The sequence below is a fragment of the uncultured Microbacterium sp. genome, assembly GCF_963528945.1.
Classification (GTDB): Bacteria; Actinomycetota; Actinomycetes; order Actinomycetales; family Microbacteriaceae; genus Microbacterium.
In genome coordinates, this window is sequence record NZ_CAURWX010000001.1 from 1,063,557 (window position 1) to 1,078,725 (window position 15,169).

The 15,169-nt window shown below is 69.5% G+C and carries 13 protein-coding genes; 3 read left to right on the forward strand and 10 right to left on the reverse strand.

Annotated features, from left to right (window positions below; all coding sequences use genetic code 11):
* Position 1 precedes the first annotated feature (1 nt).
* From ruvX to RWS82_RS05010, 6 genes are all read right to left on the reverse strand, one after another.
* Positions 2 to 475, reverse strand: a complete 474-nt coding sequence (ruvX, locus tag RWS82_RS04985; protein ID WP_314647505.1) for a Holliday junction resolvase RuvX — start codon at positions 473 to 475, stop codon at positions 2 to 4.
* The gene (gene alaS, locus RWS82_RS04990) at positions 472 to 3,132 is read right to left on the reverse strand and encodes an alanine--tRNA ligase (RefSeq protein WP_314647508.1); all 2,661 of its coding nucleotides are present in this window, start codon (positions 3,130 to 3,132) and stop codon (positions 472 to 474) included. Before alaS ends, ruvX begins: the two co-directional genes overlap by 4 nt.
* Positions 3,133 to 3,181: 49 nt before the next feature.
* Entirely contained in the window at positions 3,182 to 3,370 is a 189-nt protein-coding gene (locus RWS82_RS04995; protein WP_314647512.1) for a hypothetical protein, read from the reverse strand.
* Positions 3,371 to 3,494: 124 nt separating this feature from the next.
* Entirely contained in the window at positions 3,495 to 4,124 is a 630-nt protein-coding gene (gene rpsD, locus RWS82_RS05000) for a 30S ribosomal protein S4 (RefSeq protein WP_314647515.1), read from the reverse strand.
* A 149-nt stretch (positions 4,125 to 4,273) separates the two neighbouring features.
* A complete protein-coding gene (locus RWS82_RS05005) occupies positions 4,274 to 5,581 on the reverse strand; it encodes an acyltransferase (protein WP_314647517.1) in 1,308 nt (435 codons plus the stop codon).
* A 54-nt stretch (positions 5,582 to 5,635) separates the two neighbouring features.
* A complete protein-coding gene (locus RWS82_RS05010) occupies positions 5,636 to 7,084 on the reverse strand; it encodes a replication-associated recombination protein A (protein ID WP_314647518.1) in 1,449 nt (482 codons plus the stop codon).
* 86 nt (positions 7,085 to 7,170) lie between these two features.
* Between RWS82_RS05010 and RWS82_RS05015 the strand changes: the two genes are divergently transcribed.
* The 3 genes from RWS82_RS05015 to RWS82_RS05025 all read left to right on the forward strand — a co-directional run bounded on the left by RWS82_RS05015 (position 7,171) and on the right by RWS82_RS05025 (position 9,658).
* Positions 7,171 to 7,533, forward strand: a complete 363-nt coding sequence (locus tag RWS82_RS05015) for a hypothetical protein (RefSeq protein WP_314647520.1) — start codon at positions 7,171 to 7,173, stop codon at positions 7,531 to 7,533.
* A gap of 135 nt (positions 7,534 to 7,668) precedes the next feature.
* On the forward strand, positions 7,669 to 9,039 hold the full coding sequence (locus RWS82_RS05020) for a DUF349 domain-containing protein (RefSeq protein WP_314647521.1): 1,371 nt from the start codon (positions 7,669 to 7,671) through the stop codon (positions 9,037 to 9,039).
* Between the two features lie 64 nt (positions 9,040 to 9,103).
* The gene (locus tag RWS82_RS05025; RefSeq protein WP_314647523.1) at positions 9,104 to 9,658 is read left to right on the forward strand and encodes a type IV toxin-antitoxin system AbiEi family antitoxin; all 555 of its coding nucleotides are present in this window, start codon (positions 9,104 to 9,106) and stop codon (positions 9,656 to 9,658) included.
* Here RWS82_RS05025 and RWS82_RS05030 read toward each other — a convergent pair.
* The 4 genes from RWS82_RS05030 to yajC form a co-directional block, all read right to left on the reverse strand.
* On the reverse strand, positions 9,645 to 11,894 hold the full coding sequence (locus tag RWS82_RS05030) for a bifunctional (p)ppGpp synthetase/guanosine-3',5'-bis(diphosphate) 3'-pyrophosphohydrolase (RefSeq protein ID WP_314647525.1): 2,250 nt from the start codon (positions 11,892 to 11,894) through the stop codon (positions 9,645 to 9,647). The genes RWS82_RS05025 and RWS82_RS05030 overlap by 14 nt on opposite strands.
* 65 nt (positions 11,895 to 11,959) lie before the next feature.
* A complete protein-coding gene (secF, locus tag RWS82_RS05035; RefSeq protein WP_314647526.1) occupies positions 11,960 to 12,949 on the reverse strand; it encodes a protein translocase subunit SecF in 990 nt (329 codons plus the stop codon).
* Positions 12,949 to 14,679 carry a protein translocase subunit SecD gene (secD, locus tag RWS82_RS05040; protein WP_314647527.1) on the reverse strand — a complete coding sequence of 577 codons (1,731 nt, stop codon included), beginning with the start codon at positions 14,677 to 14,679 and terminating at the stop codon, positions 12,949 to 12,951. The genes secF and secD overlap by 1 nt, the downstream gene beginning before the upstream one ends.
* Positions 14,680 to 14,733: 54 nt before the next feature.
* Complete coding sequence (yajC, locus tag RWS82_RS05045) at positions 14,734 to 15,144, reverse strand: preprotein translocase subunit YajC (RefSeq protein WP_314647528.1); 411 nt, start codon at positions 15,142 to 15,144, stop codon at positions 14,734 to 14,736.
* Positions 15,145 to 15,169: the final 25 nt, after the last annotated feature.

Genomic DNA, 15,169 nt, shown 5'->3' on the forward strand with positions numbered 1-15,169 from the left:
CTCAGGAAGACTCCTCGTTCGGCGGGACAGCGGCACCGGCCGGGTTTCCGGTGCTCTTCTCCACGTCGATCGCCTGCTGCAGCAGCACCACGGCGGCGACCTGATCCACAATGCTACGAGAATTCTTCTGGTTTCTGCCCGAAGATCGCAGAGCGGCATGCGCGGAGACCGTGCTCAGCCGCTCGTCGACCAGGCGTACCGGCACCGCCGTCCGGGTGCTCACGGCGGCCGCGAAGTCGCGAGCGTCCTGCGTCGACGGGGTGTCGGTGCCTTGCATGTTCACGGGCAGGCCCACCGCGATCTCGATCGGTTCGTACTCCGCGACGAGCTGCGCGATGCGCTCGATCGAGTCGTCGTTCCTCGGCACCGTCTCGACCGGTACGGCCAGCATGCCGTCCGGATCACACCGGGCGACGCCCACGCGGGCGCGCCCGACGTCGATGCCGAGACGCACCCCGCGGCGGAAACCGCTCACGCGCCGCGCAGCTCCTGGACGATGGCGTCGAGCGCCGCGGGCAGCGCAGCAGCATCCGCACCGCCGCCCTGTGCGACGTCGTCACGACCGCCGCCGCCTCCGCCGAGGATGCCGGCGGCGCGCTTGGCCAGCGGTCCGGCCTTCGCTCCGGCGCCGCGTGCGGCGTCGTTGGTCGCCACGACGACGACCGGTCGGCCGCCGATCTCGGCACCGAGCGCGACGACCGCCGCCTCCGAGCCGAGGCGATCGCGAACGCCGAGCACCAGGTCGCGCAGATCATCGGCGGAGGCGAGAGCCCCGAGCGACTGGGTGGCGACACGGTAGGAGCCGATGCGCTGCGCGGCGTCGGCGATGGCCGGCACCTGACCGGCTCGCTCCTTCGCCTCGAACTGCGCGATCCGCTTCTCCGCGGCCTTGAGGCTCGCAGCGAGGTCGGCGATGCGCTCGGGAAGCTGCTCGCGCGGAGTCTTCAGCGACGAGGTCAGCTGCGAGACGATCGCGCGCTCGGCGGCCAGCTCACGGAACGCGTCGGCGCCGACGAGAGCCTCGATGCGGCGGTTCGACGATCCGACCGACGACTCGCCGACGACGCTGACGAGACCGATCTCGGCGCTCGACCCCACGTGCGTTCCCGCGCAGAGCTCGCGTGACCAGGGGCCTCCGATGTCGACCATGCGCACGACGTCGCCGTACTTCTCGCCGAAGAGGGCCATGGCGCCGGCTTCCTTCGCTTCGTCGAGCGAGACGATGCGGGTGGTCACCTCGAGGGCGTCCTGCACCGCGCGGTTGGCGATCTCCTCGATCTCCGAACGGGTGTCGGTCGACAGTGCCTGCGACCACGAGAAGTCGAAGCGCATGTAGCCGGCGCGGTTCAGCGAGCCCGCCTGGGTGGCCGTCGGGCCGAGCGTGTCGCGGAGCGCGGCGTGCACCAGGTGCGTGGCGGAGTGCGCCTGCCGTGCCGCGCGACGGTTCTTCGCGTCGACGACCGTCGTCGCCGCATCGTCGACGGCGACCGTGCCGCGCACGACCTCGACGGTGTGGCTGATCAGTCCGGGCACCGGACGCTGCACGTCGATGACCTCGAGCTCGTAGCCCGGGCCCACGATCGTGCCCTTGTCGGCCACCTGACCGCCCGACTCGGCGTAGAGCGTGGTCTCGGAGAGCACGATCTCGGCGATCTGACCTTCCGCAGCACTCAGCACAGCCTGGCCGTCGACCAGCAGGCCGAGCACGCGCGACTCGACCTCGAGCTCGGTGTAGCCGTCGAACCGGGTCTCGCCGAGCGCGCGGAGGTCACGGTAGACCGAGACGTCGGCGAGCTGGCGCTTGCGGTTGCGCGCATCCGCCTTGGCGCGATCACGCTGCTCGCGCATGAGGGTGTCGAACGCGGCACGGTCGACCTGCAGGCCGGCCTCCTCTGCCACCTCGAGGGTGAGATCGATCGGGAAGCCGTAGGTGTCGTGCAGCAGGAAGGCCTCGGAGCCGCTGAGCGCCGCCTTGCCCTCCTTCTTCGTCTCGTCGAGCGCGAGGTCGAGGATCGTCGACCCCTGGGCGAGCGTGCGGCGGAAGGTCTCCTCCTCGGCGAACGCCGCCGACGAGAGGGTCGACCAGTCGCGTTCGAGCTCGGGGTAGGACTGCTTCATGGCGTCGCGCGACGTCGAGAAGAGCTCGGGGAACACCGGCTCGTCGACGCCGAGGAGGCGCATCGCGCGCACGGTACGGCGCATGAGGCGGCGCAGGATGTATCCGCGACCCTCGTTGGACGGGCGGACGCCGTCGGAGAGCAGCATGAGCGACGAGCGCACGTGGTCGGCGATCACGCGGAAGCGGACGTCGTCGTCGTGCGCCTTGCCGTACGGACGGCCGGACAGTTCGACCGCGCGGTCGAGCACCGGCCGCACCTGGTCGATCTCGTACATGTTCTCGACGCCCTGCTTGAGGAAGGCGACGCGCTCCAGGCCCATGCCGGTGTCGATGTTCTTCTGCGGCAGCTCGCCGACGATGTCGAACTCGGTCTTGCCGCGCACGTTCTCGATGAAGTCCTGCATGAACACGAGGTTCCAGATCTCCAGGAACCGCGAGTCGTCGGCGGCGGGACCGCCGTCCTTGCCGTAGGCCGGCCCCCGGTCGAAGAAGATTTCCGAGTCGGGACCGCCGGGACCGGGCTGTCCGGTGTTCCAGTAGTTGTCGGCACGGCCCAGGCGCTGGATGCGTTCCGGCTTCAGACCGATCACGTCGCGCCAGATCGACTCGGCCTCGTCGTCGGTCTCGTAGACGGTGACCCAGAGGTCCTTCTCGTCGAAGGCGAAACCGCCGTCGGCCTCGGAGCTGGTGAGGAGCTCCCACGCGTAGCGGATCGCCCCCTCCTTGAAGTAGTCGCCGAACGACCAGTTGCCGAGCATCTGGAAGAAGGTCCCGTGGCGCGCGGTCCGGCCGACCTCCTCGATGTCGTTGGTGCGGATGCACTTCTGCACGTCGGCGATGCGCGGGTGCGGCGACGGCACGACACCGGTCAGGTACGGGATGAACGGCACCATGCCGGCCACGGTGAAGAGCAGCGACGGGTCCTCGCTGACCAGCGAGGCCGAGGGGACGATGACGTGGTCGTTCTTCTCGAAGAAGTCGAGGTAGCGCTGCGCGATGTCCGCGGATTTCATGTGTGCCGGGTGTCCTTGGTCGGAGGGGTGGGGGTGCGGATGCGCGGGGTCAGCTGTCGGCGGGGTCGGTGAGCCGCGCCTCCTGGGCGCGGTACGCGTCACCGATGAGAGCGGTGAACCCGTTGATCCGCGCGTCGACCTCGGCGAGCATGTCGTGCCCGCGCGGGTCCTTGTTCATGAAGTGCGCGGCCACGAAGCCGCCGATCACACCGATCAGGAACCACAGCATGCTCTTCATCAACGTCATCCTTGCCTGGGGGCCGCGAGGGCGCGGCGTCTCCATCGTATGCGGAAACGACGAGAGGCGTCGGGGTGACCCCGACGCCTCTCGTTGCGGACGCCGACCAGCGGCGCCCAGGGGCTCAGCGAGCCGCGTAGTACTCGACGACGAGCTGCACTTCGCAGGTCACGGGGACCTCGGCGCGCTTCGGACGACGGACCAGACGGGCCTGGAGCTTGTCGAGCTCGACCTCGAGGTAGCCCGGAACGGGGGGCAGGACCTCGGCGTGACCGCCGGCGGCTGCCACCTGGAAGGGCTCGGTGCCCTCGCTCTTGGCCTTGACGTGGATGAGCTGGCCCGGCTTCACGCGGAACGACGGGCGGTCGACGAGCTGGCCGTCGACGAGGATGTGACGGTGCACGACCAGCTGGCGCGCCTGCGCCGTGGTGCGGGCGAAGCCGGCGCGCAGCACGAGCGCGTCGAGACGCATCTCGAGCAGCTCGACGAGGTTCTCACCGGTCAGGCCGTCCTGACGACGAGCCTCGTTGAACGTGTTGCGCATCTGCTTCTCGCGGATGCCGTACTGCTCGCGCAGACGCTGCTTCTCACGCAGACGGACGGCGTAGTCGCTGTCGGCCTTGCGCTTGGTGCGGCCGTGCTCGCCCGGAGCGTAGGGACGCTTCTCGAGGTAGCGGGCGGCCTTCGGGGTGAGCGGGATGCCGAGGGCACGGCTGAGGCGGACCTTGCGGCGGTCCTGGGACTTCGTGGTCACGAAGCTGTCCTTCCGATGACGTGGTCGCGTCTCTCGCGACTCACGGACGTATCTCCTCGCTCTGCCTCGGGGCGCACGCCGGGGTGCCGTCGAGGTGGGGTGTGAACGAGGTGATGCCCGAAAACTCGGTTTCGAGCCGCTCAAGTCTATCAGAGACGCGATCCGTCGCGGAGGGCTCCTGGTCGCGCCGAATCATCGACCACCGGCGGCGCGGCCGATTCACCAGGGCCGCCGTTCGTGAGCCAGACGATGGCGAGCACGAGGACGCCGACCGCTCCCGCGGTGCCGGTATCCAGATAGCCGCGCGCGAGCACCCAGCCCACCGATCCGACGATCGCGAGGGTCGCCGTCGCCGACGCCCAGAGCGGCATGGGCCGCTCGCGTTCCCGCGGCAGGCGACGCTCGATGCGCGGCACCAGCGCGCACAGCACCGCGATCACCAGCACGATCGCGATCAGCCACGGCACGCGCGTCGCCCACCACGTCGGGGTCAGCGCGGGAGGGAACGGCATCCCGAGCGCCAGTTGCACCCCGACGACCACGGCCATCGCCACCGTGTGCCACAGGTAGATCGTCATGCCGAAAACACCGAGGGTGCCGACCACCGCCAGTGCCGCGCGCCGTCGCATGAGTGCGCGGATGGCCGGCTGCAGCAGCGTGAAGAGGTACACCTGCGCGAGTCCGAGCAGGAGCAGCACGACCGTCGGCGGATTGAGATTCGCGATCATGTCGGGGTCGTAGCCCAACGCCAGCACGGCGATGGCCATCAGCCCGTAGGCGACAGCGGCGAGCAGGGCGAGCAGCCATCTCGGTCGGCGGGAGTACCACTGGTCGCGCACGCCGAAACCGAGCTGTTGCACGAACAGCCAGACGAACAGCCAATTGAGCGCGCCGAGAGGCGCATCCGCGAACCGCACCGCGAGGTCGACGACGACCACGAGCGCGGCCAGCCCCCCGTACGTCGGCCAGGCCGCCCGGCGATGCAGCCAGGCCATGAGCGGGACGAACGAGGTGCAGATCGCGTAGACCGCGATGAACCACAGCGGCTCGGCCAGCCGGAACGCGAATGAGCGCAGGAACTCGCCGTCGGCACCGCAGAGGGCCATGACCCCCAGCACCAGCAGCACCCCCACCATGGCCAGCAGCACCGGACGCGCGAGTCGCAGCGCTCGCACCCGGATGTACTCCCCCGCCGATTCGCCGCGTTGCTGCAGCCGTCGCCAGGTGGTGATGCCCGCGAACCCTCCCGCGATGAAGAACGTCGGCATGATCATGCCGATCCACGTGATCGCCGCCAGTGGGCGCCATTCGGCGAGGGCGTTGAAGGCGAGTGGCGGGTCTCCGTCGATCCCCATCTGCAGCGTGTGGAGCACGACGACGACCGGCAGGCAGATCGCCCGCACGAAGTCGATGGAGAGGTCTCGATCCGGCGGGATGCGGAGCGGGGAGCGCGTCACCCCGCCACTGTAAGGGGTCGCCCCGGCGTTCGCACCCCGCCCAGGGCGGTCGGTTCAGCGGCCGTCAAGGATGCGGCGGATGCGCTCGAGACGAGCCGAGACGTCGCGCTCCGCACCGAGGGGCTTGGGTGCGTAGTAGCGGCGCCCCTGCAGTTCGTCCGGGAGGTACTGCTGAGGGACGATGCCGGCGTCGTTGTCGTGCGGGTAGCGATAGCCGCGGCCATGACCCAGTCGCTTCGCTCCCGGGTAGTGCGCATCGCGCAGGTGGAGGGGCACGCGACCGAACCCGCCCTTGCGGATGTCGGCGATCGCGGCGTCGATCCCGGCGTAGGCCGCGTTGGACTTGGCCGTGGTCGCGAGGTACACCGTCGCCTCGGCGAGCGGGATTCGTCCCTCCGGCATGCCGATGAAGGCGACGGCGTCGGCGGCGGCGACGGCGATCACGAGCGCCTGGGGGTCGGCGAGGCCGACGTCTTCCGACGCCGAGATCACGAGCCGACGGGCGATGAAGCGGGGGTCCTCGCCGGCCTCGATCATCCGCGCCAGGTAGTGCAGCGCCGCATCGGGATCCGAACCGCGGATCGACTTGATGAACGCGCTGATGACGTCGTAGTGCTCGTCGCCCTGCCGGTCGTATCGCAGCAGCGCCCGGTCGACGGCCTGCGCGATGTCGTCCGCCGTGACCACCGGGACGGCGGTGTCGGCCGTGTCGGTGTCGGTGTCGGTGTCGGCGGTGTCACCTGCGACGTCGTCGTCTCCGCTCTTCTCGGCCGCGCGCTCATCGGCGTCGTCCGCCTCGTCGGAGCGGGATCCGTCGGCCGCGACGTGCGACAGCGCGACAGCCGCGCCCGCCTCGAGGCCGGTCAGTGCGCGTCGAGCATCACCGGAGGCGAGGCGGACGAGAGCGGCCCGGGCGTCGTCGCCGAGCGCGACCGCCCCATGCAGCCCGCGGGGGTCGTCGACCGCGCGGTCGACGAGCAGCCCGATGTCGTCGTCGGTCAGAGGCTGCAGCGTCAGCAGCAGTGACCGGGAGAGCAGAGGTGAGATCACCGAGAACGAAGGGTTCTCCGTCGTCGCCGCGATCAGGATGACCCACCCGTTCTCGACCCCGAGCAGCAGCGCATCCTGCTGGGCTTTCGTGAACCGGTGGATCTCGTCGAGGAAGAGGATCGTGGTCTGGCCGTACAGGTCGCGCTGCGTGATCGCCTCCTGCATCACCTCCCGCACGTCCTTGACCCCGGCGGTGATCGCCGACAACTCGACGAACCGACGACCCGACGAGCGGGCGATCGCCTGGGCGAGCGTCGTCTTCCCGGTCCCGGGGGGACCCCAGAGGATGATCGAGACCGCCCCGGGGGCGGCCGCGTCCGGATCGGCGAGGGCGACGATCGGCGAACCCGCGCGCAGCAGATGCCGCTGTCCGGCGACCTCGTCGAGCGACACCGGGCGCATCCGCACGGCGAGCGGGGTCTGCCCGGAGAGCAGCGCGGAGGCGGAGGTCATCCTTCCAGGCTAATGCGCACCTCGGACGTCCGCGCCGGTAGGCTCTCTGGCGACGTCGCGCAGGCGTCGGAGACGGAGGGGTCGGCATGGCGGTACGCGGTTCGAAGAACGCGCAGGCGCGCACCGAGGCGGAACGCGCGCGGGTGCACGCGGCACGCAGCGAATGGCACGCGACGAAGATCCGCCGCCGGCGACGCGACAACGTGATCGCCACCCTGGGCGGGATCGTCGTGGTCGCTGCTGCCATCGCGAGCCAGGTGGCCCATGCCCAGGTCACCGCTCCCGAGCCGACGCCCACCCCGACCGTCGAACCCGCGCCCCTCGAGACTCCGGCCGATGGCCTCCTGCCCGACGAGACCCCGACCCCCGACGACGGCACCTCGCCCGACCGCGGCACCGTCACCGACGACGGGTCGGAGCTCGAACAGAGCCCCGCGCCGTCGGAGTGACCCCACTCTCGACGGACGCACCCTTCCGTATGACGCCGTGGTCGGCGACGACGGCCCCGCAGCCGAGCGCCACCTCGTACTAGGCTGAGACCCGTCCTTTCCGCCTCCCGCGGTCGACCGCGCAAGGAGAACACCGTGTCTGCCACCGAGCCCTCGAAGCCGACTCCCCCCGTCCCCGCTCCCCCGCGCGTTCCGACGCCGCCTCGGGTGCCCACCCCGCCGCGCTCCGCTGCGCCGAGCGCCCCCAGCGCGCCGGTGTCGGCGGCACCGACCATCGAGGGCGCCGCCGACTTCGGCCGCGTCGCCGACGACGGCACCGTCGAGGTGCGCGAGGGCGAGACGTGGCGCGTCGTCGGGCAGTACCCCGACGGCACCCCGGACGAGGCGCTGGCCTATTTCGTGCGCAAGTACGAAGACCTGGCGTTCAAGGTGCAGACGCTCGAGCAGCGCCACCAGGCCGGTGGAGCGTCGGCGAGCGACCTCGCCAAGCAGGCCGCGCACCTGGTCGACGAGGCCACGGATGCGGCCGCGGTCGGCGACCTCGTGGGACTGCAGGAGCGTCTGACGGTGCTCACCACCGAGCTGTCCGCCGCCACCGCCGAAGAGGCGAAGAAGGCCAAGGAGCAGCTCGACCAGGCCATCGCCGACCGCACGGCGCTCGTCGAGCGCGCCGAGGCGATCGCCGCGCGCGACCTCTCGAACGTGCAGTGGAAGCAGGTCACCGCCGAGCTCGGCGAGCTGTTCGACGCCTGGCAGGCGCAGCAGCAGAACGGCCCCCGCTTGTCGAAGGGCGTGTCGCAGCAGCTGTGGAAGCGATTCCGCGACGCGCGATCGACCGTCGACAAGCAGCGCCGCGCCTTCTACTCCGAGCTCGATGACGCCCACAAGTCGGCGCGCGACGCGAAGCAGCGACTGATCGAACGGGCCGAGGCGCTCGCATCGCGGGGTACCGACGGCATTCCCGCCTACCGTGCCCTGCTCGACGAGTGGAAGGCCGCAGGCCGCGCGGGCCGCAAGGCCGACGATGCGCTCTGGGCGCGGTTCAAGGCCGCCGGCGACACGCTGTACTCCGCCCGCGCCGAGCAGTCCGCCGCCGAGGAGGCCGACTCCGCCCCGAAGATCGAGGCCCGCCAGGCGCTCCTCGAAGAGGCGAAGGCCGTCGCCGACGAGTCCGACATCAAGCAGGCTCGCGCGCTCCTCACGCGGATCCAGCGTCAGTGGGACGAGATCGGCCGCATCTTCCCCCGCGAGAAGGAGCGCGCGCTCGACGACAAGCTGCGCACCATCGAGCAGGCCCTCAAGGCCCGCGAAGAGGTCGACTGGAAGCGCAACAACCCCGAGACCAAGGCGCGCGCGAACGACATGAGCTCGCAGCTGCTCGAGGCGATCGAGAAGCTCGAAGCCGAACTCGCCGCGGCCGAGAGGGCCGGGAACGCGAAGGCGGCGAAGGAGGCGGCGGAGGCCCTCGAGGCCCGTCGCGCCTGGCTCAACGCCCTCGGCGGCTGACGGCTTCTCCACAGCATCCGCTCATCGGTAACGAACGCGGGATGCACTGCGCCACACTGGCGGGGTGCATCCCGCGTTCCTGTACCTCCCCGGCACCCGCCTGAGCATCGCCGAACTCGCGGCGGCACGCATCGACGGGCATCTGGTCGAGTTGGGTGACGCGTACATCCCCGCCGACCTGGTGGAGGGCGCGCACACTCGTGCCGCGAGCATCGCGCACCTCGTGCAGCCCGGCGCCGCAGCGTCCGGTCCGAGCGCCGCATGGATCCACGGGGCGGGCGACGTGCCGCCGACCCGTCATCACGTCAGCCGAGCAGTGGCCCGGCGCATCCGTCCCGTCCAGCATCCGCGCGTCGTGTTCCACGACTCCCCCGTGGCCCGCACCGACGTGCAGCCGATCGACACGATCGAGGTCACGACCGTCGAACGCACGCTCATCGACCTCGCGCTCGGATTGCAGCGCGATCCGCTCCTCGCGCGCTGGCTCGAGGCACTCGCGCACCTCGTTCCCGACGGCATCGGTCGCGCATCCGCGTACATCGCATCACGCAACCGGCTTCCGGGCTCGCGCAGCGCGGCGGCGGCGCGCGACGCGCGGCGCGACCTCAGGACGACGTGACGCGGTAGACGTCGTAGACGGCCTCGATGCGACGCACCGCGTTGAGCACCCGGTCCAGGTGCACCGCGTCGCCCATCTCGAACACGAACCTGCTCAGCGCGAGACGCTCGTCGGTGGTCGACACGGTGGCGGAGAGGATGTTGACGTGATGCTCGCTCAGCACGCGCGTCACGTCCGAGAGCAGGCCGGCGCGATCCAGCGCCTCGACCTGGATCTGCACGCGGAAGACACTCTTCGTCGTGGGCGCCCACGACACCTCGACGAACCGGTCCTGTTCGCCGCTCAGCGCCTTGACGTTGACGCAGTCGGTGCGGTGCACGGACACGCCGCTCCCCCGCGTCACGAAACCGACGATCGGGTCCCCCGGCACCGGAGTGCAGCACTTGGCGAGCTTCACGAGGATGTCGGCCGCGCCGCGCACGAGCACGCCGGAGTCGCCGCCACGCGGCTCACGAGTCTGCACGGTGCCCGCGAGATCGATGGGCCCGGTCGTCGTGTCGTTGGCCGCGACGAGCGCCGTCACCTTCTCGAGCACCGACTGGGTCGAGACGTGCCCCTCGCCGACGGCGGCGTACAGGGCGGAGACGTCTTCGTAGCGGAGCTGCTGCGCGACCTCGGCGAACGAGTCCTGACTCATCAGACGCTGCAGCGGCAGGTTCTGCCGGCGCATCGCGCGGGCGATCGCCTCCTTGCCCTGTTCGATCGCCTCTTCGCGGCGCTCCTTCGTGAACCAGCCACGGATCTTGTTCCGCGCGCGGGTGCTCTTGACGAAGCCCAGCCAGTCCTGGCTCGGTCCCGCGTCCGGGTTCTTCGACGTGAACACCTCGACGACGTCGCCGCTCTTCAGCTCGGACTCGAGGGGGACGAGTCGGCCGTTGACCTTCGCTCCCATCGTGCGGTGCCCGATCTCGGTGTGCACGGCGTAGGCGAAGTCGACGGGCGTCGCACCCGACGGGAGGCCGATGACGCGCCCCTTGGGCGTGAAGACGTAGACCTCCTTGGCGCCGATCTCGAACCGCAGCGAGTCGAGGAACTCGCCGGGGTCGGCGGTCTCGGCCTGCCAATCCGAGATGTGCGCGAGCCACGCCATGTCGGTGTCGGATGCCCGGACCTCGACCTTGCCGCCGTTCATCCGCTCCTTGTACATCCAGTGCGCCGCCACGCCGTACTCGGCCTGCTGGTGCATCTCGTGCGTGCGGATCTGGATCTCGACCGTGCGGCCCGCCGGGCCGATGACCGTCGTGTGCAGCGACTGGTACAGGTTGAACTTCGGGGTGGCGATGTAGTCCTTGAAACGACCGGGAAGCGGCGTCCATCGTGCGTGGATCGCGCCGAGCACGGCGTAGCAGTCGCGCACGGAGGAGACGAGCACGCGGATGCCGATGAGGTCGTAGATGTCGTCGAACTCGCGTCCGCGGACAACCATCTTCTGGTACACGGAGTACAGCTGCTTCGGGCGCCCGACCACCTTGCCGCGGATGCGGAGATCGCGCAGGTCCTCGTCGATCTCGCGCACCACCTGGCCCAGGTACTTCTCGCGCTGCGGAGTGCGCTGCGCGATGAGGCTGTGGATCTCGTTGTAGATCTTGGGGTGCAGAACGGCGAAGGAGAGGTCCTCGAGTTCCGACTTGATCGCCTGGATACCGAGTCGGTTCGCCAGGGGCGCGTAGATCTCGAGCGTCTCCTTGGCCTTCTTCGACGCCTTCTCCGGCGGGACGAATCCCCACGTGCGGGCGTTGTGCAGACGGTCGGCGAGCTTGATGAGCAGGACGCGGATGTCCTTCGACATCGCGACGATCATCTTGCGCACCGTCTCGGCCTGGGCGCTCTCGCCGTACTTGACCTTGTCGAGCTTGGTGACGCCGTCGACGAGCATCGCCACCTCGTCGCCGAACTCGGCGGTGAGGTCGGTCAGCGCATAGCCGGTGTCTTCGACGGTGTCGTGGAGAAGAGCGGCGGCGATGGCGCGCGGACCCAGCCCGAGCTCCGCGAGGATCTGAGCGACGGCCAACGGGTGCGTGATGTACGGCTCGCCGCTCTGTCGCAGTTGCCCGGTGTGCTTCTCCTTGGCGACCGCGTACGCGCGTTCGATGACGGAGATGTCACCGCGCGGGTGATTGGCGCGGACCGTGCGGATGAGACTGTCGAGGTCGTTGACCCTGGAGGCGCGCGAGAAGATGCGGGGAACCAGACGCCGCAGGCTCGATCCCTGCGTTTGCGACTGCGCCTCCGCCATCCATGACCTCCTGAATCAATACATTCTACGCGTCGCCCGGGGGGCGGGGCCCACCGGGCGGGGTGTCAGGCCTGGACGGCCGCGCGCTCCCGCGCCTCGCGGATGCGGGCGTCGCGCTCGCGGATCTTCGGCTCGTTCTCGCGGAACAGCGAGTAGAGCGGCGCAGCGACGAACAGCGTCGAGTACGTCGCCACGAGGATGCCGACGAAGATCGACAGTGAGATGTCGGTCAGCGTCTCCGCACCGAGCCAGAAGGCGCCGATGAAGAGGATCGCGCCGACGGGCAGCGCCGCGACGACCGACGTGTTGATCGATCGCACCAGCGTCTGGTTGACGGCGAGGTTGACCGACCCGCCGAACGTGCGGGCCGATTGCTCGCCGTCTTCCGTCGTGTTCTCGCGGATCTTGTCGAAGACGACGGTGGTGTCGTACAGCGAGTAGGCGAGGATCGTGAGGAAGCCGATGACGGCCGCCGGGGAGATCTCGAAGCCGGCCAAGCCGTACACACCGACTGTGATGACGAGCACGTCGAGGAGTCCGATGATGGCCGCGGCCGACATCTTCCAGGTGCGGAAGTAGATCGCGAGGATGAGGAAGGTCAGCGCGAGGAATATCGCGAGTCCCCACAGGGACTGCCGTGTGACGTTCTCGCCCCAGGCCGGGCCGATGAACGACGAGGTCACCTCGGCGGGCTCCACGTCGTAGGCCTCGGCCAGGGCGTTCGCGACCTGCTGCGTCTCGTCGGCGCTCATCTGGTCGGTCTGGACGCGCACGTCCTGGTTGTTCACGATGACCACCTTGGCGGCGGCCTCGGGGACGACCGTGCGCACGGCGTCGGTGGCCTTCGCCTGGTCACGGCTGTCCGGCGCCTGCACCGTGAACTGCGACCCGCCGGTGAACTCGATCGAGAACTGGATGGGACGGATCAGCGGGACGAGCGCCGAGGCGACCACGAGCGCGATCGCGATGATGAACCACAGGCGGCGCTTCCCGACGAACGGGAAGGACGTCTTGCCGGTGTAGAGGTTGTTGCCGAACTCGTTCATGGAGGCCATCAGGCGTCCCCCTCGCTTCCGGTGCTGCGGGATCTGTCGGTTGCGAGCGCCTCCGCACGCTTGCGCTCCGCGATGGTCTGGCGGCGCTCGGCCTCTCCTCGGGCGCGGGCGTTGCGCGCGCCGCGTCCGGTCGAGGTGCTGGCGACCTCGCGGAACTGCGACCGGCTGCGGTAGACCGCGCCGAGCGACTCCGGGTCGAGGCCGGAGAGCTTGTGACCCCCGCCGAAGAACTTCGTGCGAGCGAGCAGCTGCATCACCGGGTGCGTGAAGATCACGAAGATCAGAACGTCGATGATCGTCGTGAGGCCGAGGGTGAAGGCGAAGCCCTTCACGGTCGCATCGGCGAGGATGTACAGCACCACCGCCGCGAGGATGTTGATCGACTTCGAGATGTAGATCGTGCGCTTGGCTCGACCCCATCCGTCCTCGACGGCCGAGGTGATCGACTTGCCGTCGCGCAGCTCGTCGCGGATGCGTTCGAAGTAGACGATGAACGAGTCGGCCGTGAACCCGATCGACACGATCAGACCTGCGACGCCGGCGAGCGACAGGCGGAAGCCGAGACGCCACGCGAGGATGCAGATGACGATGTAGGTGAGCACCGCCATCACGCCGATCGAGGCGATGATCACCCAGCCGAGCGCGCGGTACGAGATGAGGGAGTAGATCGCCACGAGAATGAGCCCGATGAGACCGGCGATGAGGCCGATCTGCAGCTGCTGCGTGCCGAGGGTGGCCGAGATGGTGTCGGAGCTCTGCACCGTGAAGCTGAGCGGGAGCGCACCGTACTTCAGCTGATCGGCGAGGGTGGTCGCCGATTCCTGGGTGAAGCTGCCGGAGATGCTCGGGCGGCCGTCGAGGATCAGGCCGTTCATGGTCGGTGCCGAGATGACGACACCGTCGAGGACGAAGGCGAACTGGTCGCGCGGCGACAGACCGTCGATGCGGTTCTGGTTCAGTCGCTGGCTGACCTTGCCGAACGCGTCTGCGCCGTCGCCGTTCATCGTCAGCTGCACGAGCCACGCGCCGCTGCGCGGGTCGCGGCCGCTCACGGCGTCGTCGATGGCCGTGCCGTCGAGCTCGACCGGGCCGAGGAGGTACTTCGCCGTACCCTGCTCGTCGCAGGCGACCACGGGCTGCGTCTCGTCGGCGTTCGCCGCGTTGTTCTCCGGGTTCGCGCAGTCGTAGGCGAGGAACTCGGCCTGCAGCTTCGGAGTCAGCCAGTTGAGGTCGCTGCCGTCGGTCGGCGCGACCGTGGGAGTCGACTCCAACGAGGGGTCGGGCGACGGGTACGGCGTCTGGTTGCCGTCGTCTCCGACGAACGTGTTCGACGCGGCATTGGTCGCCAGCACCGCACGGAACTGCAGCTGCGCGCTGCTCGTGATGCGCTCGCGCGTCTGGGCGTCGGCCTCACCGGGGATCTGGACGACGATGTTCTGTCCGCCCTCCGTGGTGATGTCGGCCTCCGCCACGCCGGATGCGTCGACCCGCTGACGGATGATCGATGCGGCCTGGTCGAGCTGCTCCGCCGAGGGCGCGGCGCCGTCGTCAGTCTCGGCGCTGAGCACGATCTGCGTGCCGCCCTGGAGATCGAGGGCGAGCTCGGGCGCCCAGGAGCTCTTCTGGAAGACGTGCACGCCGAGGGCGTTGATTCCGAAGAGGACGCCGGTCACGAGGAGCAGGCCGAGGAGGACCCGCCACGCGTGACGGACCGGAGAGGATGTTGCCACGGGTGTTCCGCTTTCTGAGAGGCCGGACGTCCGGAAGCGCTCGCGCGCCGGGTCTTACTTGTCGTCTGCGTCGCGGTCGAGACGCGCGCGGGTCTCTTCCGGGGTCTCGAACGCCGGGGCGTCGTCGACGACCGGAGCGCTGTCGTCGAGGACGCGCTCCTCACCGATGATCTGCTCGTCGGCGACGACGATGTCCTTCGGCTCGACGATGCGCAGGATCGCCTGGCTGTGCACCTCGAGCACCACACCGGGAGCCACCTCGATCGACGCCGGGTGGTCGAGGTCTTCGGGGTCGTACGACACGATGGTGCCGTAGATGCCGCCCTGCAGGAGCACGCGCACACCGGGAACGGTCTTCGTCGCCTTCTCCTCCTGCTCGGCCTTCATCTGCTTCTGACGCTTGCGCGTGTTGATGATCATGAAGACGAGCAGGACGGCCAGAAGACCGAAGAGGATGAGTTCCATGGGGCGGAGCGCCTTTCTCAGGTGC

Coding starts and splice junctions, on each gene's coding strand:
- secF (WP_314647526.1), bottom strand. CDS start 12,949: ATGGCCTCCATGAACGAGTTCGGCAACAACCTCTACACCGGCAAGACG.
- RWS82_RS05030 (WP_314647525.1), bottom strand. CDS start 11,894: ATGGCGGAGGCGCAGTCGCAAACGCAGGGATCGAGCCTGCGGCGTCTG.
- RWS82_RS05015 (WP_314647520.1), top strand. CDS start 7,171: ATGGCGGTACGCGGTTCGAAGAACGCGCAGGCGCGCACCGAGGCGGAA.
- RWS82_RS05010 (WP_314647518.1), bottom strand. CDS start 7,084: ATGACCTCCGCCTCCGCGCTGCTCTCCGGGCAGACCCCGCTCGCCGTG.
- alaS (WP_314647508.1), bottom strand. CDS start 3,132: ATGAAATCCGCGGACATCGCGCAGCGCTACCTCGACTTCTTCGAGAAG.
- yajC (WP_314647528.1), bottom strand. CDS start 15,144: ATGGAACTCATCCTCTTCGGTCTTCTGGCCGTCCTGCTCGTCTTCATG.
- RWS82_RS04995 (WP_314647512.1), bottom strand. CDS start 3,370: ATGAAGAGCATGCTGTGGTTCCTGATCGGTGTGATCGGCGGCTTCGTG.